General features: G+C 61.8%; 17 protein-coding genes. All 17 read right to left on the bottom strand.

Going from position 1 to position 16,667, the window contains the following annotated elements; genetic code table 11:
- Positions 1–21: 21 nt before the first annotated feature.
- Positions 22–1,179, bottom strand: a complete 1,158-nt coding sequence (locus ACP7DW_RS11490) for an iron-containing alcohol dehydrogenase (protein ID WP_426054908.1) — start codon at positions 1,177–1,179, stop codon at positions 22–24.
- Positions 1,180–1,273: 94 nt separating this feature from the next.
- Positions 1,274–1,882: a TetR/AcrR family transcriptional regulator gene (locus ACP7DW_RS11485; protein ID WP_426054909.1), complete on the bottom strand. Its 609-nt coding sequence runs from the start codon at positions 1,880–1,882 to the stop codon at positions 1,274–1,276.
- Between the two features lie 136 nt (positions 1,883–2,018).
- Positions 2,019–2,798 (bottom strand): enoyl-CoA hydratase, encoded by a 780-nt coding sequence (locus ACP7DW_RS11480; RefSeq protein WP_426054910.1) that lies wholly within the window; start codon positions 2,796–2,798, stop codon positions 2,019–2,021.
- 73 nt (positions 2,799–2,871) lie between these two features.
- Positions 2,872–4,068 carry an acetyl-CoA C-acyltransferase gene (locus ACP7DW_RS11475; protein ID WP_100875372.1) on the bottom strand — a complete coding sequence of 399 codons (1,197 nt, stop codon included), beginning with the start codon at positions 4,066–4,068 and terminating at the stop codon, positions 2,872–2,874.
- A gap of 60 nt (positions 4,069–4,128) precedes the next feature.
- The gene (locus ACP7DW_RS11470) at positions 4,129–4,626 is read right to left on the bottom strand and encodes a PaaI family thioesterase (RefSeq protein WP_426054911.1); all 498 of its coding nucleotides are present in this window, start codon (positions 4,624–4,626) and stop codon (positions 4,129–4,131) included.
- Positions 4,627–4,637: 11 nt separating this feature from the next.
- Positions 4,638–7,037, bottom strand: coding sequence for a 3-hydroxyacyl-CoA dehydrogenase/enoyl-CoA hydratase family protein (locus ACP7DW_RS11465; RefSeq protein WP_426054912.1), 2,400 nt, complete (start codon positions 7,035–7,037; stop codon positions 4,638–4,640).
- Positions 7,038–7,051: 14 nt separating this feature from the next.
- Positions 7,052–8,842, bottom strand: coding sequence for an acyl-CoA dehydrogenase C-terminal domain-containing protein (locus ACP7DW_RS11460; protein ID WP_071079696.1), 1,791 nt, complete (start codon positions 8,840–8,842; stop codon positions 7,052–7,054).
- Between the two features lie 80 nt (positions 8,843–8,922).
- On the bottom strand, positions 8,923–9,525 hold the full coding sequence (locus tag ACP7DW_RS11455) for a TetR/AcrR family transcriptional regulator (RefSeq protein WP_071079697.1): 603 nt from the start codon (positions 9,523–9,525) through the stop codon (positions 8,923–8,925).
- Between the two features lie 258 nt (positions 9,526–9,783).
- On the bottom strand, positions 9,784–10,173 hold the full coding sequence (locus ACP7DW_RS11450) for an RNA-binding S4 domain-containing protein (protein WP_426054913.1): 390 nt from the start codon (positions 10,171–10,173) through the stop codon (positions 9,784–9,786).
- On the bottom strand, positions 10,170–11,333 hold the full coding sequence (clsB, locus tag ACP7DW_RS11445) for a cardiolipin synthase ClsB (RefSeq protein WP_426054914.1): 1,164 nt from the start codon (positions 11,331–11,333) through the stop codon (positions 10,170–10,172). Before clsB ends, ACP7DW_RS11450 begins: the two co-directional genes overlap by 4 nt.
- 9 nt (positions 11,334–11,342) lie before the next feature.
- Positions 11,343–12,164, bottom strand: coding sequence for an endonuclease/exonuclease/phosphatase family protein (locus ACP7DW_RS11440; RefSeq protein WP_426054915.1), 822 nt, complete (start codon positions 12,162–12,164; stop codon positions 11,343–11,345).
- Positions 12,165–12,237: 73 nt separating this feature from the next.
- A complete protein-coding gene (locus ACP7DW_RS11435; RefSeq protein ID WP_072457749.1) occupies positions 12,238–12,531 on the bottom strand; it encodes a hypothetical protein in 294 nt (97 codons plus the stop codon).
- Positions 12,532–12,550: 19 nt separating this feature from the next.
- Complete coding sequence (gene nudB, locus ACP7DW_RS11430; protein ID WP_426054917.1) at positions 12,551–13,015, bottom strand: dihydroneopterin triphosphate diphosphatase; 465 nt, start codon at positions 13,013–13,015, stop codon at positions 12,551–12,553.
- 85 nt (positions 13,016–13,100) lie between these two features.
- Complete coding sequence (gene aspS, locus ACP7DW_RS11425) at positions 13,101–14,903, bottom strand: aspartate--tRNA ligase (protein WP_170840575.1); 1,803 nt, start codon at positions 14,901–14,903, stop codon at positions 13,101–13,103.
- Between the two features lie 63 nt (positions 14,904–14,966).
- Entirely contained in the window at positions 14,967–15,608 is a 642-nt protein-coding gene (locus ACP7DW_RS11420) for a DUF502 domain-containing protein (RefSeq protein ID WP_426054918.1), read from the bottom strand.
- 40 nt (positions 15,609–15,648) lie between these two features.
- Positions 15,649–15,957 (bottom strand): FmdB family zinc ribbon protein, encoded by a 309-nt coding sequence (locus ACP7DW_RS11415; RefSeq protein WP_099760875.1) that lies wholly within the window; start codon positions 15,955–15,957, stop codon positions 15,649–15,651.
- 90 nt (positions 15,958–16,047) lie between these two features.
- Positions 16,048–16,650, bottom strand: coding sequence for a methyltransferase (locus ACP7DW_RS11410; RefSeq protein ID WP_426054919.1), 603 nt, complete (start codon positions 16,648–16,650; stop codon positions 16,048–16,050).
- Between the last annotated feature and the right edge of the window lie 17 nt (positions 16,651–16,667).

Genomic DNA, 16,667 nt, shown 5'->3' with positions numbered 1-16,667 from the left:
TTGTGTCCTTTTATGTCAGGGTTACAGTGCTGCTTCGAGGATACGGCGGCTGCGCGCGAGGTCGATATCGCGGTGTTCGCCGAGGGAGGTCATGCCATGTGCTGCCAATTGTTTCAGTACCGCTTCCACCGCTTCCTGGCCCAGCTGGTAAGCGGACAAACGGGTCGGGATGCCCAGGCCTTCAAAGAAGGCGCGGGTGCTGGCGATGGCCATGTCGATGCGCTCGTCGTCGCTGCCCTCCGTGATGTTCCAGACACGCTCGCCATACTGTAGCAATTTGCCGCGTTTCGGCTCGCGCTGTACGTCCAGCAGTGCCGGCAGTACCAGGGCCAGGGTGCGCGCGTGGTCGATGTCGTACAGGGCCGTCAGCTCGTGGCCGATCATGTGGGTGGCCCAGTCCTGCGGCACGCCGGCGCCAATCAGGCCATTCAGGGCCAGGGTGGCGGTCCACATCAGGTTGGCGCGGGTATCGTAATCGTCGGGCGCGGCGATCGCCTGCGGCGCGATCTCGACCAGGGTCTGCAGCAAGCCTTCGGCAAAGCGGTCCTGCACCATCGCCTGCACCGGATAGGTCAAATACTGTTCCGTCGTGTGGACAAAGGCGTCGACCAGGCCATTGGCCACCTGCGTGGCCGGCAAGGTAAACGTCTTGCTGGGGTCGAGCACGGAAAATTGCGGGTACAGCAGCGGACTGCGGAAACTCAGCTTGTCATGCGTGGCTTTTTTCGTCACCACGCCGCCGTTGTTCATTTCCGACCCCGTGGCCGGCAAGGTCAGCACCGTGCCGAACGGCAGGGCGCGCTGCACGTTGGCGCCGCCGCGCTCGGCGATTTCCCACGGCTCGCCGTCGTACAGGGCGGCGGCGGCGACGAACTTGGTGCCATCGATCACGGAGCCGCCGCCGACGGCCAGCAGGAAGTCCACTTTCTCGTCGCGTACCAGGGCGACGGCGCGCATCAGGGTTTCATAGCTGGGATTGGGTTCGATGCCGCCAAACTCCTGCACCGTGCGCTGGCCCAGCGCAGCGCGCACTTCGGCCAGGGTGCCGGTCTTTTCCGCACTGGCGCCGCCGTACAAGATCAGCACGCGCGCATCGTGCGGCACCAGGGTGGACAATTTGGCGACGGTATCAAGACCGAAGACGATACGGGTCGGGTTATGGAATTCAAAATTTTTCATGCTGTCGCTCCTTATTATTAGACTGGTCGTCTACAATTCATTCAAAAAAGCGCGGACGTGCTACGTCCGCTTGCTGGCTTGCTTTGTTTGCTGCCTATCGGTAGCTGTCCGGCGACAGCTGCAGCATGTCCAGGGTCGCCTGCCAGGCCGTTTGCAAGGCGCTGGCGTCGCGCCGCAGCTTGGTCAGCATGGCCGCGCCCAGCCACAGCTGGTACAAGGTGGCGGCCATTTGCCCCGGATCGGCCACCGTTGGCAGCGAAGCGTCCACCCTGCCCCGCGCGATGGCCAGGGCCAGCCTGGCGATGATGCGGTGGGTGCCGTCGAGCAGCGCCACGCGCATCGGTTCGGACATGTCCGCCACTTCGCTGCTGAGCTTGACCACCAGGCAACGGCAATCGCAAGCGCTGCCATCGAGGCTCTCGCTGGTCCAGCTGGCCCAGTAATCCATCAGCGACTGCGCCGCGCTGCGGCCAGGCTGGCCCAGCACGTCTTCCATCCCTGCCAGGTAGCCCGTGACGTAATCTTCCAGCATCGCCTCGCCAAACAATTCCTTGGACTTGAAGTAATGGTAGAACGAGCCCTTGGGCACATCGGCGGCCGACAAAATCTCGTTCAGCCCCACGCCGGCAAAACCCTTGCGCGTGATGATGGCCTTGCCCTGGTCGATAATGTGCTGGCGCACGTCGGTGTATTCAGCTTTCATGCAATGATTGTAGCACAATTAGACCAGTCGTCTAGTTCAAATGAAACCCAGAAACAAATTCTGGGGTCAGACCCTCAAGGCCGCCAACTCAGCGGCTTGCACTCACGGGCGCGGGGGTCTGACCCCGGCGGTCAGCTCAGGCAAACTTCTTAAAATCCGGCTTCCTCTTTTCAAAGAAGGCCGTAAACGCTTCCTTCGCTTCGGCGCCGCCCAGCATGGCGCTGAACAGTTTGTTTTCGTCGGCGATGGCGGCCTTCATCGGTTCCATGCGGCTTTGCTTCATCAGGCGCTTGGTGGCGCGGATGGACGCTGCCGGCAGGGCCACCAGCTTGGCGGCCTGGCCTTGCGCGAACGTCATCAGGTCGTACAGGGGCACGACTTTCGACACCAGGCCCATTTCCAGCGCTTCGCTGGCCGGGAACGCTTCGCCCAGCATCAGCTTTTCCGCCGCGCGCGGGTAGCCGGCCAGTTGCGTGAGCAGCAGGCTGGAACCGAATTCCGGGCACAGGCCCAGCTGCGTGAACGGCATCGAGAAGCTGGCGTTGTCGGCCGCATACACCAGGTCGCAGTGCATCAGTAACGTTGTGCCGATGCCGATGGCCGGGCCGGAGACGGCCGCCACCACGGGCTTGCTGCTGCCGTACAGGGCGCGCATGAACTGGAACACGGGACGGTCATGGTCGAGCGAGCCATCCTTCGGGCGCGCCGTCTTCATGAAGTCATCGAGGTCGTTGCCGGCCGTGAAAATCTCGCGCTTGCCGCAGATCAGGATGGCGCGTACTGCATCGTCGGTCTCGGCCGCCACCAGCGCATCGGCCAGGGTCTGGTACATGGCGCCCGTGATCGCATTCTTGCGTTCCAGGCGGTTGAATTCCAGGGTCAGAATGCCCTCGCTCTTGCTGCACACAATATCCATGTCGTCTCCAAAAAGATAAAGGGCGCCGGGGTAATCCCGCAGCGCCCTGTTGTATTGCTTTAGTCCGTCAAGCTTATACGCGTTCAAAAATTCCGGCGGCGCCCATGCCGGCACCCACGCACATCGTGACCATGCCGTACTTCTGCTTGGTGCGCTGCAGCGCGTGGATCACGGTGGCGGCGCGGATGGCACCGGTGGCGCCCAGCGGGTGGCCCAGGGCGATCGCGCCGCCCATCGGGTTGACCTTCGATGGGTCCAGGCCCAGGTCGCCGATGACGGCCAGGGCTTGCGCGGCAAACGCTTCGTTCAGCTCGATCCAGTCCAGCTGGTCTTGCGTGATGCCGGCGGCGGCGCACGCCGCGGGAATGGCGAATTTCGGACCGATGCCCATGATTTCCGGCGGCACGCCGCGCACGGCGAACGAGGAGAATTTCGCCAGCGGGGTCAGGTTATGTTCGCGCAGGATTTTTTCGCTGACGATCAGCAGCGCGCCGGCGCCGTCGGACATCTGCGAGCTGTTGGCGGCCGTGACGGTGCCCTTGGCGGCAAACACGGGTTTGAGTTTGCCCAGCGACTCCATCGACGAATCGGCGCGCGCGCCTTCGTCGGTGTCGACCGTGCGGCGCGATACATCGACTTGGCCGGTAGCCAGGTTCGGCGTGCGCGTGATGATTTCGACGGGCGTCGTTTCGGCCTTGAAGAAACCGGCTTGCTGCGCGGCGATGGCGCGGCGGTGCGATTCAACGGAGAACGCGTCCTGCTGTTCGCGCGACACTTTCCATTGCTGCGCCACTTTTTCGGCCGTCAAGCCCATGCCGTAGGCCATGCCGATGTTTTCATCGCTGAACATGTCCAGGTTCATCGATGGGTGATGGCCCATCATCGGCACCATCGACATCGATTCGATGCCGCCGGCGATCATCACGTCGGCTTCGCCCACGCGGATGCGGTCGGCCGCCATGGCAATGGCCGTGATGCCCGAAGCGCAGTAACGGTTGACGGTGACGCCGCCCACGGTTTTCGGCAAGCCGGCCAGCAGCACCGAGTTACGCGCAATATTGAAGCCCTGCTCCGCTTCCGGGAACGAGCAGCCGATGATGGCGTCGGTGATCAGCGCCGGGTCGAGGCCAGGCGCTTGCGCCAGGGCCGATTGCAGCACGCGCACCAGCAGGTCGTCCGGGCGGGTGTTTCTGAACATGCCGCGCGGCGCCTTGCCGATCGGGGTGCGGGTTGCAGAGACGATGTAGGCGTCTTGAAGTTGTTTGCTCATTTTATGCTTTCAAAGATGTTGAACGAGGTTCGTGTTCTGTCGAATGTCCGGGATGCTGGCCTATCGCTTCTGCGACAAATACCAGTCCACCGTCACCTGTGCCGCCAGCGTGCCTTCGGCGTCGAAGATATCGACTGCCACGGGAAACGCCACCTTGCCGTCCTGCGCCAGCTGCGCCTTCAATGCCGCCAGGTCGCCCGGTACCCGGCCTTCGGCGCGCGTCGCGCCCCGGGCCAGCTTCTGGTAGGCAATGCGGGACTCCTTGGCCACCGGGCGCAAGCCCAGTATCAGCTCGGCGAAGCCGCCAGCCATGGCCGCGCCGGACGCCGTTTCGGCCAGGGTAAACAAGGCGCCCGCATGCTGCGTGCCCAGGTGATTATTCAGTCTGGGATCTTCCGGCATCGACACCTTCGAGGTGCCGGCGCCGATGTCGTCGATGCTGATCCCCAGCAACCGCACGAAGGGCAAGGTGTCCATCATCTGTTGTTTGATACGGTCATACACCATGCTTGGCCTCACGCGCAGCAGTACTTTAAAAACGAGTGACAGGATCGTCATCGACGTTGTGCTTAGTTGCGAACCGGCTTACCGGTCTGCATCATGCCCATGATCCGTTCCTGGGTTTTCGGATGGTTCAACAGCTCCAGGAATGCCTTGCGTTCCATATCCAGCAGCCACTGTTCGCTGACAAAACTGCCCTGGTCCACGTCGCCGCCCGATACGATCTCGGCGATCATCTCGCCCAGCTTGAAATCGTGCGCCGAAATGAAGCCGCCGTCGCGCATGTTGACCAGCTGCGCCTTGATGGTACCCCAGCCGTAGCGGCCCGTGACCTGGATCAGCGAAGGGAGCGCTGGACGGAAGCCGGCGTCAAACATGGCGCGCGCTTCGACCTTGGCCACGTGCAGCAGCTCGTAGGCGTTGAACACGATGACGTCGTCTTCTTTCAGGTAGCCCATTTTTTTCGCTTCCAGCGCCGATTTCGACACGTTGGCGGTGGCCGCATTGGTGAAGCCCGTTTTCAGGAATTGCAGGATATCGTTACCCTTGGCTTCCTTGTAGGCGCGCTGCGCCGCTTCCTTCAAGCCGCCGCCGGCAGGAATCAGGCCCACGCCCACTTCCACCAGGCCGATGTACGACTCGATCGAGGCCACGCGCTTCGATGCGTGCAGCGCCAGCTCGCAACCGCCGCCCAGGGCCAGGCCAGCGACCGCGGCGATCACCGGCACGTTCGCGTATTTCAGCGACATGAAGGTGTTCTGCAGTTCGGCGATGATCGGATCGACCGCTTTCACGCCGCCTTGCATGAACGCTGGCAGGGCCGATTGCAGGTCGGCGCCGGCCGAGAAGGCGCCGCCTTCGGCTGCGTCGGCATGCCAGATCACCAGACCCTTGAAGTTCTTCTCGGCTTCGGCCAGGGCCAGTTTCAGGCCATTGATCACGCCTTCGCCGATCACGTGCATCTTGGTCTTGAACGAGATGATCAATACGTCGTCGCCCGTATGCCAGACGCGCACGGATTCGTCTTCGAAGACGGTGGTGCCTGCGGTTTTTCCATCCACTGCGCCGCTGCCGATGACGGGCGCGCGGAATGGCTGGCGGTCATACACGGCCAGGCTCGAACGCGGTACGAAGCTGTTCGACACGGCCGAGTAGGAACCTTCGGGCGTATGCACGCCGCCTTTTTCAGCGACCGGACCTTCGAAGACCCAGGCTGGCAAAGGTGCGTTGCACAGCGCGTGGCCGGCGTCGATGTCTTCCTTGACCCAGTTGGCCACTTGCAGCCAGTTCGATGCCTGCCACGTTTCAAACGGACCGACGTTCCAGCCGAAGCCCCAGCGCATGGCGAAGTCGATGTCGCGCGCATTGTCGGCGACAGTATCGAGGTGGATGGCGATGTAGTGGAAAGCGTCGCGGAAGATCGCCCACAGGAACTGGCCTTGTGGATTCGTCGATTCGCGCAGCGCCTTCATCTTCTTGACCGGATCCTTTTCTTTCAGGATGCGGGCGATGATGTCGGCAGCCTTGGCGCCGCCAGCGACGTATTCACCGGTGGCGAAATCGAGGCGTTGAATCTCCTTGCCGACTTTCTTGTAGAAGCCGGCGCCGCTCTTCTGGCCCAGCGCGCCTTTTTCCACCAGCTGCGCCAGCACGGCCGGCGTCTTGTAGACGGCAGCGAACGGGTCGTTCGGCAGGTAGTCCTGCATGGTCTTGATGACATGGCCCATGGTGTCGAGGCCGACCACGTCCGCCGTGCGGAAGGTGCCCGACTTGGCGCGGCCCAGCTTGGAGCCCGTCAGGTCATCGACGACGTCCACGGACAGGCCGAATTTCTCGGCTTCGTGCACGATGGCCAGGATGCCGAACACGCCAACGCGGTTGGCGATGAAGTTCGGCGTGTCCTTGGCGCGCACGACGCCCTTGCCCAGGGTGGTGGTCAAAAAGCCTTCCAGCTGGTCGGCGATCTCGGGGCGGGTAGACTCGGTCGGGATGATCTCGACCAGGTGCATATAGCGCGGCGGGTTGAAGAAGTGCACGCCGCAGTAGCGCGATTTCAGGTCGGCGTCGAAGCCTTCGGCCAGCTTGGTGATCGACAGGCCCGAGGTGTTCGAGGCGAAGATCGCGTTCGGGCCGATGTGCGGGGCGACCTTTTGATACAGGTCGTGTTTCCAGTCCATGCGCTCGGCGATGGCTTCGATGATCAGGTCGCAACCGGCCAGCAGGTCCAGGTTGTCTTCGTAGTTGGCCACCTGGATCAGCGATGCGTCATCCTTGTTGCCCAGCGGCGCAGGCGACAGTTTTTTCAGGTTCTCGATGGCGCGCAGCACGATGCCATTCTTCGGGCCTTCCTTGGCAGGCAGGTCGAACAGCACGACCGGCACTTTCGCGTTGATGCAATGGGCGGCGATCTGCGCGCCCATCACGCCGGCGCCGAGGACGGCTACTTTTTTAACGATGAAATTGGTCATATTTTCCTCAAGTCTTAGAACAGGTCTGCGTCGAGTGCCATCAGGTTGGCCGAACCGGAACGCGCCTGACGGATCAGGGTTGCCGTTTCAGGCTGCAAGCGGGCGAAGTAGAAACGTGCGGTAGCCAGTTTGGCGGTGTAGAAGGTGTCGCCGCTGGACTCTTTTTCGAGGGCGATCTTGGCCATCTGCGCGAACAGGTAGCTGTAGATCATGTGGCCGACGACACGCAGGTATGGCACGCATGCCGCGCCCACTTCGTCAGGATTCTGGAAGGCTTTCATGCCGATTTCCATGGTCAGCTTGGTGACTTTGTCGCCCAGGTCGCCCAGTGGGGTGACGAATTCGCTCATCGCTTCATCGGTACCGTTGTCTTCGACAAACGCCTTGATCTTTTCGCCGAACTTGCGCAGCTTGGCGCCGTTGTCGCCGAGGATCTTGCGGCCCAGCAGGTCCAGCGACTGGATCGTGTTCGTGCCTTCGTAAATCATGTTGATGCGCGCGTCACGCACATACTGCTCCATGCCCCACTCCGCAATGTAGCCGTGGCCGCCGAACACTTGCATCGCGTCCGAGGTGGCGATCCAGGCGTTGTCGGTAATGAAGGCCTTGATGACAGGGGTCAGCAGCGCCACTTCGTCGGCCGCTTCCTTGCGCACGTCGGCGTCCGGGTGGTGCAGTTCGCGGTCGATCTGCAGCGCCACGTAGGAAGTGAAAGCGCGCGCGCCTTCGGCGTAGGCTTTGCCCGTCAACAGCATGCGGCGCACGTCAGGGTGCACGATGATGCGGTCGGCCGGCAGTTCCGGGTTCTTGATGCCGGACAGCGAACGCATTTGCGTGCGGTCCTTGGCGTAGATCAGCGCATTCTGGTAGGCGATTTCCGTCAGACCCAGCGACTGCATGCCCACGCCCAGGCGGGCCGCGTTCATGAAGACGAACATGGCGTTGAGGCCCTTGTTCGGCTGGCCGATGATCCAGCCCTTGGCGCCGTCCAGGTTCATCTGGCAGGTCGAATTGCCGTGGATGCCCATTTTTTCTTCGATGGCGCCGCAGGTGATCGGGTTGCGCTCACCGACCGTGCCGTCCGCGTTCGGCAGGAATTTCGGCACCAGGAACAGCGAAATGCCTTTCGAGCCTTCCGGCGCGTCCGGCACGCGGGCCAGCACCAGGTGCAGGATGTTTTCCGCCATGTCGTGCTCACCGGCCGAGATGAAAATCTTGTTGCCGGTGATGGTCCAGGAACCGTCCGCCTCAGGCAGCGCCTTCGAGCGCAGCAGGCCCAGGTCGGTGCCGCAGTGCGGTTCGGTCAGGCACATGGTGCCCGTCCATTCGCCCGAGACCAGTTTCGGCAGATACACTTCCTTCTGGTGGTCGGTGCCGTGTTCCTTCAGGCACTCGTAGGCACCGTGCGACAGGCCAGGGTACATGGACCAGGCCTGGTTCGACGAGTTCAGCATTTCATAGAACGAATTGTTCAGCACGACGGGCAAGCCCTGGCCGCCGTATTGCGGATCGCACGCCAAGGCCGCCCAGCCGCCTTCGACGTACTGTTTATACGCTTCTTTAAAGCCTTTAGGCGTGGTCACGCTTTTCGTGACCGGATCGTGGTGGCAGCCTTCGCGGTCGCCGGAGTGATTCAGAGGGAACAACACTTCGGAAGTGAACTTGCCGCCCTCTTCCAGTACCTGGTTGATGATATCGGCGTCGACGTCGGCGTACGACGGCATTTGCTTCAGTTCTTCTTCCACTTGCAGGAACTCATGCAGAACGAATTGCATATCCCGGATTGGCGCGACGTATTGACCCATAATTTTTCTCCTGAAGGCGTTTAGCTAAAGTGTTGTACTTGTGAACTGCGTGTGCGTTGCTGCGGATACTGCCTGACGGCTTATTTGCTTGTTACTGAATTCTGGTACGACGCCAGCAAGCGGACAAATCCTGCCTGCGCCCGTTCGATGCTGCCCGGCACGCGCAGGAAGCGCGCATCGTGATGCAGGGCCAGGATCAGGCCATACATCTCGTACACCAGCTGCTGGGCGTCCGTATCCGCTTTCAGGTCGCCCGTGGCAATCGATTGCTCGACACAGCGCAGCAGCGCGCCTTGCCAGGCCCGTACCATGGCCACCAGGGAGTCGCGGATGGGGCCGGGACGGTCGTCATACTCGACGGCGCCGCTGATATAGATGCAGCCGGAAGCGATTTCCACGCTGACCCGCTTGACCCAGCGCGCAAACATCGATTGCAATCGCTGGATGCCGCGTGGCTCTTTCATGCTGGGGAAAAAGACTTCTTGCTCGAAACGATAGTGGTAGAGCTTCAGCACTTCCATCTGCAAGTCTTCGCGCGAGCCAAAGTGGGCAAACACGCCCGACTTGCTCATGTTCATTTTGTCCGCAAGCAACCCAATGGTCAGGCCTTCCAGGCCGTCGCGGCTGGACAAGTCCAGCGCCACGTCGAGGATGGCTGCACGGGTCAGTTCGCCCTTGCGCATGAATTTGACTGAAGTATTCAAGAGGTCCGTTCTAAAAGTGATGTTGCCGATTTGGCGGACTGAAGCGAGGGTAAAAAAAAGCACGCTCCGAAAAAATCCGAACGCTCGTACTATTATCCACTACCACGTAAAAGTCAAACGGGAACTTTAGAGCCGGTGTTCTATTGGTGCAGCGCAGCATTTTTTGCCTGCGTGTTTGTAGCGATTTCAGGCAGGAAAAAGCGGTGCACGCCCTTGCCTGACAGCAACAAGCGCGCCTCAGTCGAGGCCGCCTGCCTTGCTCAATTGACGGCGGTCGCGCTTGGTCGGCCGCCCCTTGATGGTGGTGCCCGGCTCGCGGAACAGCTTGCGCTCCTCCGCCAGCTGCTCGCGGCGGGCGATGCTGGCCGGTGTTTCCGCGTAGAGCAGACGCGCCACGCTTGCCGCGCCGCGCTTGTCGGACAGGCCCAGCACGGCCACTTCCCACGTCTCCGCGCCATTGTCGATGGCCAGCGCGTCGCCCACGCGCAGGCTGCGCGCCGGTTTCACGCGCTCGCCGCCCACTTTGACCTTGCCCGTGTCGACCGCCTCGCTGGCCAGCGAGCGCGTCTTGAAGAAGCGCGCCGCCCACAGCCATTTATCCAGCCTGACCGTTGTCATCTCGTTCATGCGTACTTGCCTACTGAAAAAATGCGCATCACCAGCCGGTACACGAGGAAGGCGGCTTCGTAGCCGATGCGCCGGACACGGCCGATGTGCTTGAAATCGTCCTGGTGAATCACGATGCCGTCGGCCACGCCCTGCTCGATGTGCTGGCGCAAGCTTTGCGCGAACGCCACGTCCTTGATGACGACGTTCGCTTCCTGGTTGAGGAACAGGCTCAGCGCGTCAATATTGCTCGACCCCACCGTCGCCCAGTCATCGTCGACGACGGCCACCTTGGCGTGCAGCTGCGTCTTGCGGTATTCGACGATTTTCACGCCGGCAGCCAGCAGTTTCGGATAAAACGAGTGCGCCACGGCATCTTGCAGGCGGAACTCGCCCACACCGATCAGCAAGACCACGTCGACGCCCCGCTGGGCCGCCTGGGCCAGCGCGTGGCGCAGCTTGTGCCCGGGCGCGAAATACGGGTTGGCCAGCATCACGCTTTTCCTCGCCTGGCCCAGCGCCTGCAGGTAGGCGCGCTGGATGGTGCGGCGGTTGCGCAGGTTGTCGCGCACGACGAAGCCGGCCACGACGGGGTTCTTCGCCAGCTCCTTGCTGACGACGCGCATCTTGCGATACAGCTTGATGCGCCGCACCAGGTTCATCTTGCCCAACCGTGCCCACTGCGCATGCGCCTCTTCATGGATGGCGTCGACCAGCGGCCCCTTCACCTGCACGGCGAAGTCCCAGCGCGGCGCTTCCAGGCTGATGCTGTGGTCGTAGTCGCAATACATGTCGTCGTTGATATTGATGCCGCCCACCAGGGCGATTTCGCCGTCGGCGACGCAGATCTTGCGGTGCGTGCGCGTGATGCCGCGCCGGAACCACGGGTTGAAGATACGGTGATGCACGCCGGCCGCTTCCAGCTGCGCATGCATGGCTTTCACACGGCGATTGCCCGTGCCGAACCAGTCCGTGATCATGCACACCAGCACGCCGCGCGCGGCGGCACGCTTGAGCGCATCGAGCACCAGGGTACCCGTGGCGTCATCGGCAAAGATATACGTCTCGAAATACACTTCCGAACGCGCGCCGTCGATGGCGGCTATCAACGCAGGAAAGTACTCGGTGCCGCAACACAGCAGCTCGATGTCGTTGTGGGCGATGAAGTTGACTGTACGCATGCCGGCAGTCTACGCGAGTTTCAAGGCAGCAACGATCGGCGCGTGGTCCGACAATTTTGCCCACAAGGTGCCATGCATCACTTGCGCGCCTTCCACATGGAAACCGCGCACATAGATGCGGTCCAGGCGGAACCACGGCAAGGCGGCGGGAAAGGTGCGCGCCGGCACGGGCACGGGCGGCTTCGTCTGGCGCCGCGCCAGGGTGCGCACCAGGTCACCCAGGGCCGAGTTCGACGCGCGCTGGTCGAACACTTCCACCACGCCGAGCGCATTGCGCAGCTTGTCGCTGAGCGTGTTGCGCCAGTCGTTGAAGTCGCCGGCGATGATGACGGGCTCGCCATTCGGCGCCGATTCCAGGACGGCGTCGATCAGCGCCTGCGTCTGGCGGCCCCTTCCCGACTCGAACAGGCCCAGGTGCACGACATAACAATGCACGTCGGCCTGCGGCGTCTTGAGCACGCAATGCAGGATGCCGCGCTGCTCGTAGGCATGGTCGGACACGTCGTGATTGGTTTGCGAGGCGATGGGAAACTTGCTCAGCAAGGCGTTGCCATGATGGCCATGGTCGTACACGGCATTCATGCCATACGCGGAATGGTGCTCGGCGCCGGCAAAGAATTCATGCTGCGACGCTTCCGGCCAATGCTTGTGGCCGTTGTTCTCGGCGCCATAGCGGGCCGCATTGCGGTCATGCTTGCCTTGCACTTCCTGCAAGAAGACGACATCGGCATGGAAGAGAGCGATCGCCTGCTTCAAGGCGTGCACCCTGGGCAAACCCCGCACGGAGGAGACACCCTTGTGTATATTATAAGTTGCTACGCGGATTTTCATGCCTTGATTCTACTCCCAGACGGGCCCCGCGCGGCGCCTGCGTAGGTGCGCGTGCGCACCTAAATGCACACAATCACGCCAGCATGCGTCCCACGCCCGCCGTCACGCTGACGAGCAGCGCGGTGATGCCGGCCGCCCAGACGATCTTGACCAGCAACGGCGCGCCGCGCCAGGCCACGGTGCGCTTGCCCTTGGCAAAGGCGCCCGGATGCAGCAGCCAGCCAATCGCCATCAGCGGCATGCCGATCGGCGGCGTACGGCCGGGCACGGTGGAGCTGAACAGCAGAAAAATGAAGCACAGGCAGAAAACGATGCCCAGGGTGCCCAGCAGTTTTTGCTGCGCAGTCAAATGTAACCAGTTCAACATGGAATGCTTTCTAGGGAAATCAGGTGGGACGCGCCAGGCCCGTCATGGCCGGCAATTGCAAAATCGCTTCCGCGTTGGACGACGAGAAACAGCGGTCGGCCGCCGCCAGATACGGCAGCCACGCGTACTGCAGGTGTTCGCGGGGACTCAGCGTAATCACCGTGTCGCGCGGCACTTGCACGCTGAACACGTGTTCCGTGTTGCGCGTCACGCCGGGCGCATAGCGGTGGCGCCAGATCGGATAGATCTCGTACACATTCGACAAGTTCCAGTCGCGCAGCACGATGTCGTGTCCATCGACGACGATACCGGTCTCCTCGCACAATTCGCGCGCGGCCGTCTGCAGCAGCGGTTCGTCGACGGCGTCGACGGAACCGGTCACCGATTGCCAGAAACCAGGCTGGCCCGCGCGCTCGATCAGCAAGACGTCAAGGTCAGCCGTATGAATGACGACCAGCACGGAAACGGGAATTTTATGGGTCATATCAACAATGAAAAAGGCGCCTCGTCAGCGCCTCTTTGTGCATAGCATTATCAAACAGCGGCCGCCGCAGCGGCCGCATGCTGCATTACGCTACTTTTGGCTCGGCGCCGCGCAAACGGATGTGCAGTTCGCGCAATTGCTTCTCGTCCACTTCCGACGGCGCTTGTGTCAGCAGACACTGGGCGCGCTGGGTTTTCGGGAAGGCGATCACGTCGCGGATCGAATCGGAACCCGTCATCATGGTCACGATACGGTCCAGGCCGAATGCCAGGCCGCCATGCGGTGGCGCGCCGTATTGCAGGGCGTCGAGCAGGAAGCCGAACTTCAGTTGCGCTTCTTCGGCATCGATTTTCAATGCGCGGAAGACCTTGCTTTGCACTTCTTCGCGGTGGATACGGATCGAACCGCCGCCCAGTTCCCAGCCGTTCAAGACCATGTCGTAAGCCTTGGCGATGCAGGCGCCCGGATTGGTTTCCAGCATGTCTTCATGGCCGTCTTTCGGCGCCGTGAATGGATGGTGGGTCGCCGTCCAGCGGTCCGCTTCTTCATCGTGTTCGAACATCGGGAAGTCGACCACCCACAATGGCTTCCACACGTCTTCGAACAGGCCGGCTTTCTTGCCGAACTCGCTGTGACCGATTTTCACGCGCAGCGCGCCGATGGCGTCGTTGACGACCTTGGCCTTGTCCGCGCCGAAGAAGATCAGGTCGCCGTCTTGCGCGCCCGTCTGCTCGAGGATCGTGGCCAGCACGTCGGCAGGCAGGAACTTGACGATCGGCGATTGCAAGCCTTCAGGGCCCTTGGCCTTCTCGTTGACCTTGATGTAAGCGAGGCCCTTGGCGCCGTAGATGGCGACAAATTGCGTGTAGGCGTCGATTTCCGAACGCGGCATGCTGCCGCCTTGCGGTACGCGCAGGGCCACCACGCGGCCGCCCTTCATGTTGGCGGCGCCGTTGAAGACCTTGAATTCGACCGTTTTCATGATTTCGGTCAAGTCCGTGAAGGCCAGCTTGACGCGCATGTCCGGCTTGTCGGAACCGTACAGGCCCATCGCTTCGGCGAAATCCATCACCGGGAACGGGTTCGGCAGGTCGATGTTCAGGGTGTTCTTGAAGACGACGCGGATCATGTCTTCGAACAGGTCGCGGATTTCCTGTTCCGTCAGGAACGAGGTTTCGCAGTCGATCTGCGTGAATTCAGGCTGGCGGTCAGCGCGCAAGTCTTCGTCGCGGAAGCACTTGGTGATCTGGTAGTAACGGTCGAAGTTAGCGACCATCAACAGTTGCTTGAACAACTGTGGCGATTGCGGCAAGGCGAAGAAGCTGCCCGCGTTCACGCGCGACGGCACCAGGTAGTCGCGCGCGCCTTCTGGCGTGGACTTGGTCAGCATCGGCGTTTCGATGTCGATGAAGCCCAGCGCGTCGAGGTACTTGCGCACTTCCATCGTCACCTTGTAGCGCAGGCGCAGGTTGTTCTGCATTTGCGGGCGGCGCAGATCCAGCACGCGGTGCGTCAGACGCGTCGTTTCCGACAGGTTGTCGTCATCGAGCTGGAACGGCACGGGCACGGACGGGTTCAGCACTTCCAGTTCCGAGCAGACCACTTCGATCTTGCCCGATTTCAGGTTGTTGTTGATGGTGCCGTCGATACGGTTGGTCACGACGCCCGTCACGCGCAGGCAGAATTCATTGCGCACGGCTTCGGCGACCTTGAACATTTCCGCTTGTTCCGGGTTGCAGACGATTTGCACCAAGCCTTCACGGTCGCGCAAGTCGATGAAAATCAGGCTGCCGTGGTCGCGGCGGCGATGTACCCAGCCGCACAGGCTGACGGTTTGTCCCAGCATGGCTTCGGTGACGAGGCCGCAGTATTCAGTACGCATAGACATAAAATTCTCAGTTCAGGTTAGTGAGTGTTCAATCCGGCCACGTCCCGCGTGGGACGCCTGCCTTTATTCTTTGGCTACCGGGGCCGGTACAGCAACAACTTCCGCAGGCGCTACCACGCCCATCGAGACGATATATTTGAGCGCCGCATCGACGCTCATGTCGAGTTCGACGACATCGCTGCGTTTCATCATCAGGAAAAAGCCCGATGTCGGATTCGGCGTCGTCGGCACGTACACGCTGACATAGTCGCCTACCAGGTGGTTCGCCGCATCGCCGCCCGGCACGCCCGTCAGGAAAGCGATGGTCCAGGAATTCTGGTGCGGATACGGCACCAGCACGGCCTTGCGGAACGCATTGCCCGACGGGGAAAACAAGGTATCGGACACTTGCTTGACGCTGGAATACAGGGAATTGACGATGGGTATGCGTTGCAGCAATTTTTCCCACAGTTTCACCACGTAATTGCCGATCAAATTATTCGTCAGCAAGCCCGTGAAGAAGACGATCAGTACCGTCAATACCGTGCCCAGGCCTGGAATGGTGTTCAGCGCGGGCACCTGGTGGCCGAACCAGACGCTGGGCTTCGTACTGCCGGGCACCAGCAGCAGCGACTGGTCCATCGTGCTGATCACCAGATTCAAGACCCAGGCCGTAATGGCCAGGGGCACCAAAATCAGTAATCCGGTAATAAAGTATTTACGCATCGGTTTCTCGGTAATGGAACGTATCGGCGCGGCGCGCTTTTCAGTCCGCTTTCGGCGCAGCGGCAGCCGGGGCGGACGCAGGTGCGGCCGCAGGCGTGCTCTCGGCGGCTGGGGCGGGCTTGGCGCCATCGGCCGGGCCCGTCGGAATGGCCGTGGTGGGCGCCGTGCCGCCGCGGAAATCGGTCGCGTACCAGCCGGTGCCCTTCAATTGGAAACCGGCGGCCGTCAATTGTTTCTTGAAACTGGGCTTGCCGCACGACAGGCACACCGTCAGTACTGGATCGGAGATCTTTTGCAAGACGTCCTTGGCAAAACCACACTCGTCACAACGGTAAGCATAAATCGGCATCTCTACTCCGAGAAAATCATCAAAAACCCTGAATTATAAAGCTTTTCCGCCCTTCCCAGCGGAAAATGCCCGCTCGCCCGGCCTGCAGGCTCAGTCCACCCTGCGGCGCCAGCGCATCCAGCGTTCCTTGCCGGCAAAGACGGCGATGGAATCGTCCACGGCCTCATCGGCCAGGCAGTCGAAATGCGGCGCCAGCAAGGCCTGCAATTGCTCAGAAGATATGCCGAACGGCGGTCCCTTGGCATTGTCGTCAAAGAAAAAGTAGCCGGCCAACATGGCGCCCGGCGCCAGCAGCTGCGCCCAGCGCTGCGCCACTTGCGGCCACATGGCGCGCGGCATGGCGCACAGAAACGCCCGTTCATAGATCAGGTCCAGCGGCGCTGCTGGCTGCCAGGCAAAGAAATCGGCTTGCACCACCTGCCCTGCCCGTTCGCCCAGCTGCCCGCGCGCGGCGGCCACGGCGGCCGGCGAAAAGTCGATGGCCGTGGCATCCCAGCCGTGATCGAGCATGAAAACCAGTTCATAGGCCGAGCCGCAGCCGGGAATCAGGCAGCGCAGCGGCGCCGGACTGCCGGCAACGAAGCGGCGCAAACGCGCGGGCACGCCGCCCTGATCCCAGGGCGTAAATTGCTTCTCGAAACGCTCATCCCAGAAGGCGGGCGAGAGCGGGTCGCGGGTATGGAAGTCAGCCATCACTTACGTCCTGATCC

Source organism: Janthinobacterium sp. PSRC1-1 (assembly GCF_049897525.1).
Lineage (GTDB): Bacteria > Pseudomonadota > Gammaproteobacteria > Burkholderiales > Burkholderiaceae_D > Janthinobacterium > Janthinobacterium tructae.
This window is presented reverse-complemented; position numbering and strand designations above follow the sequence as displayed.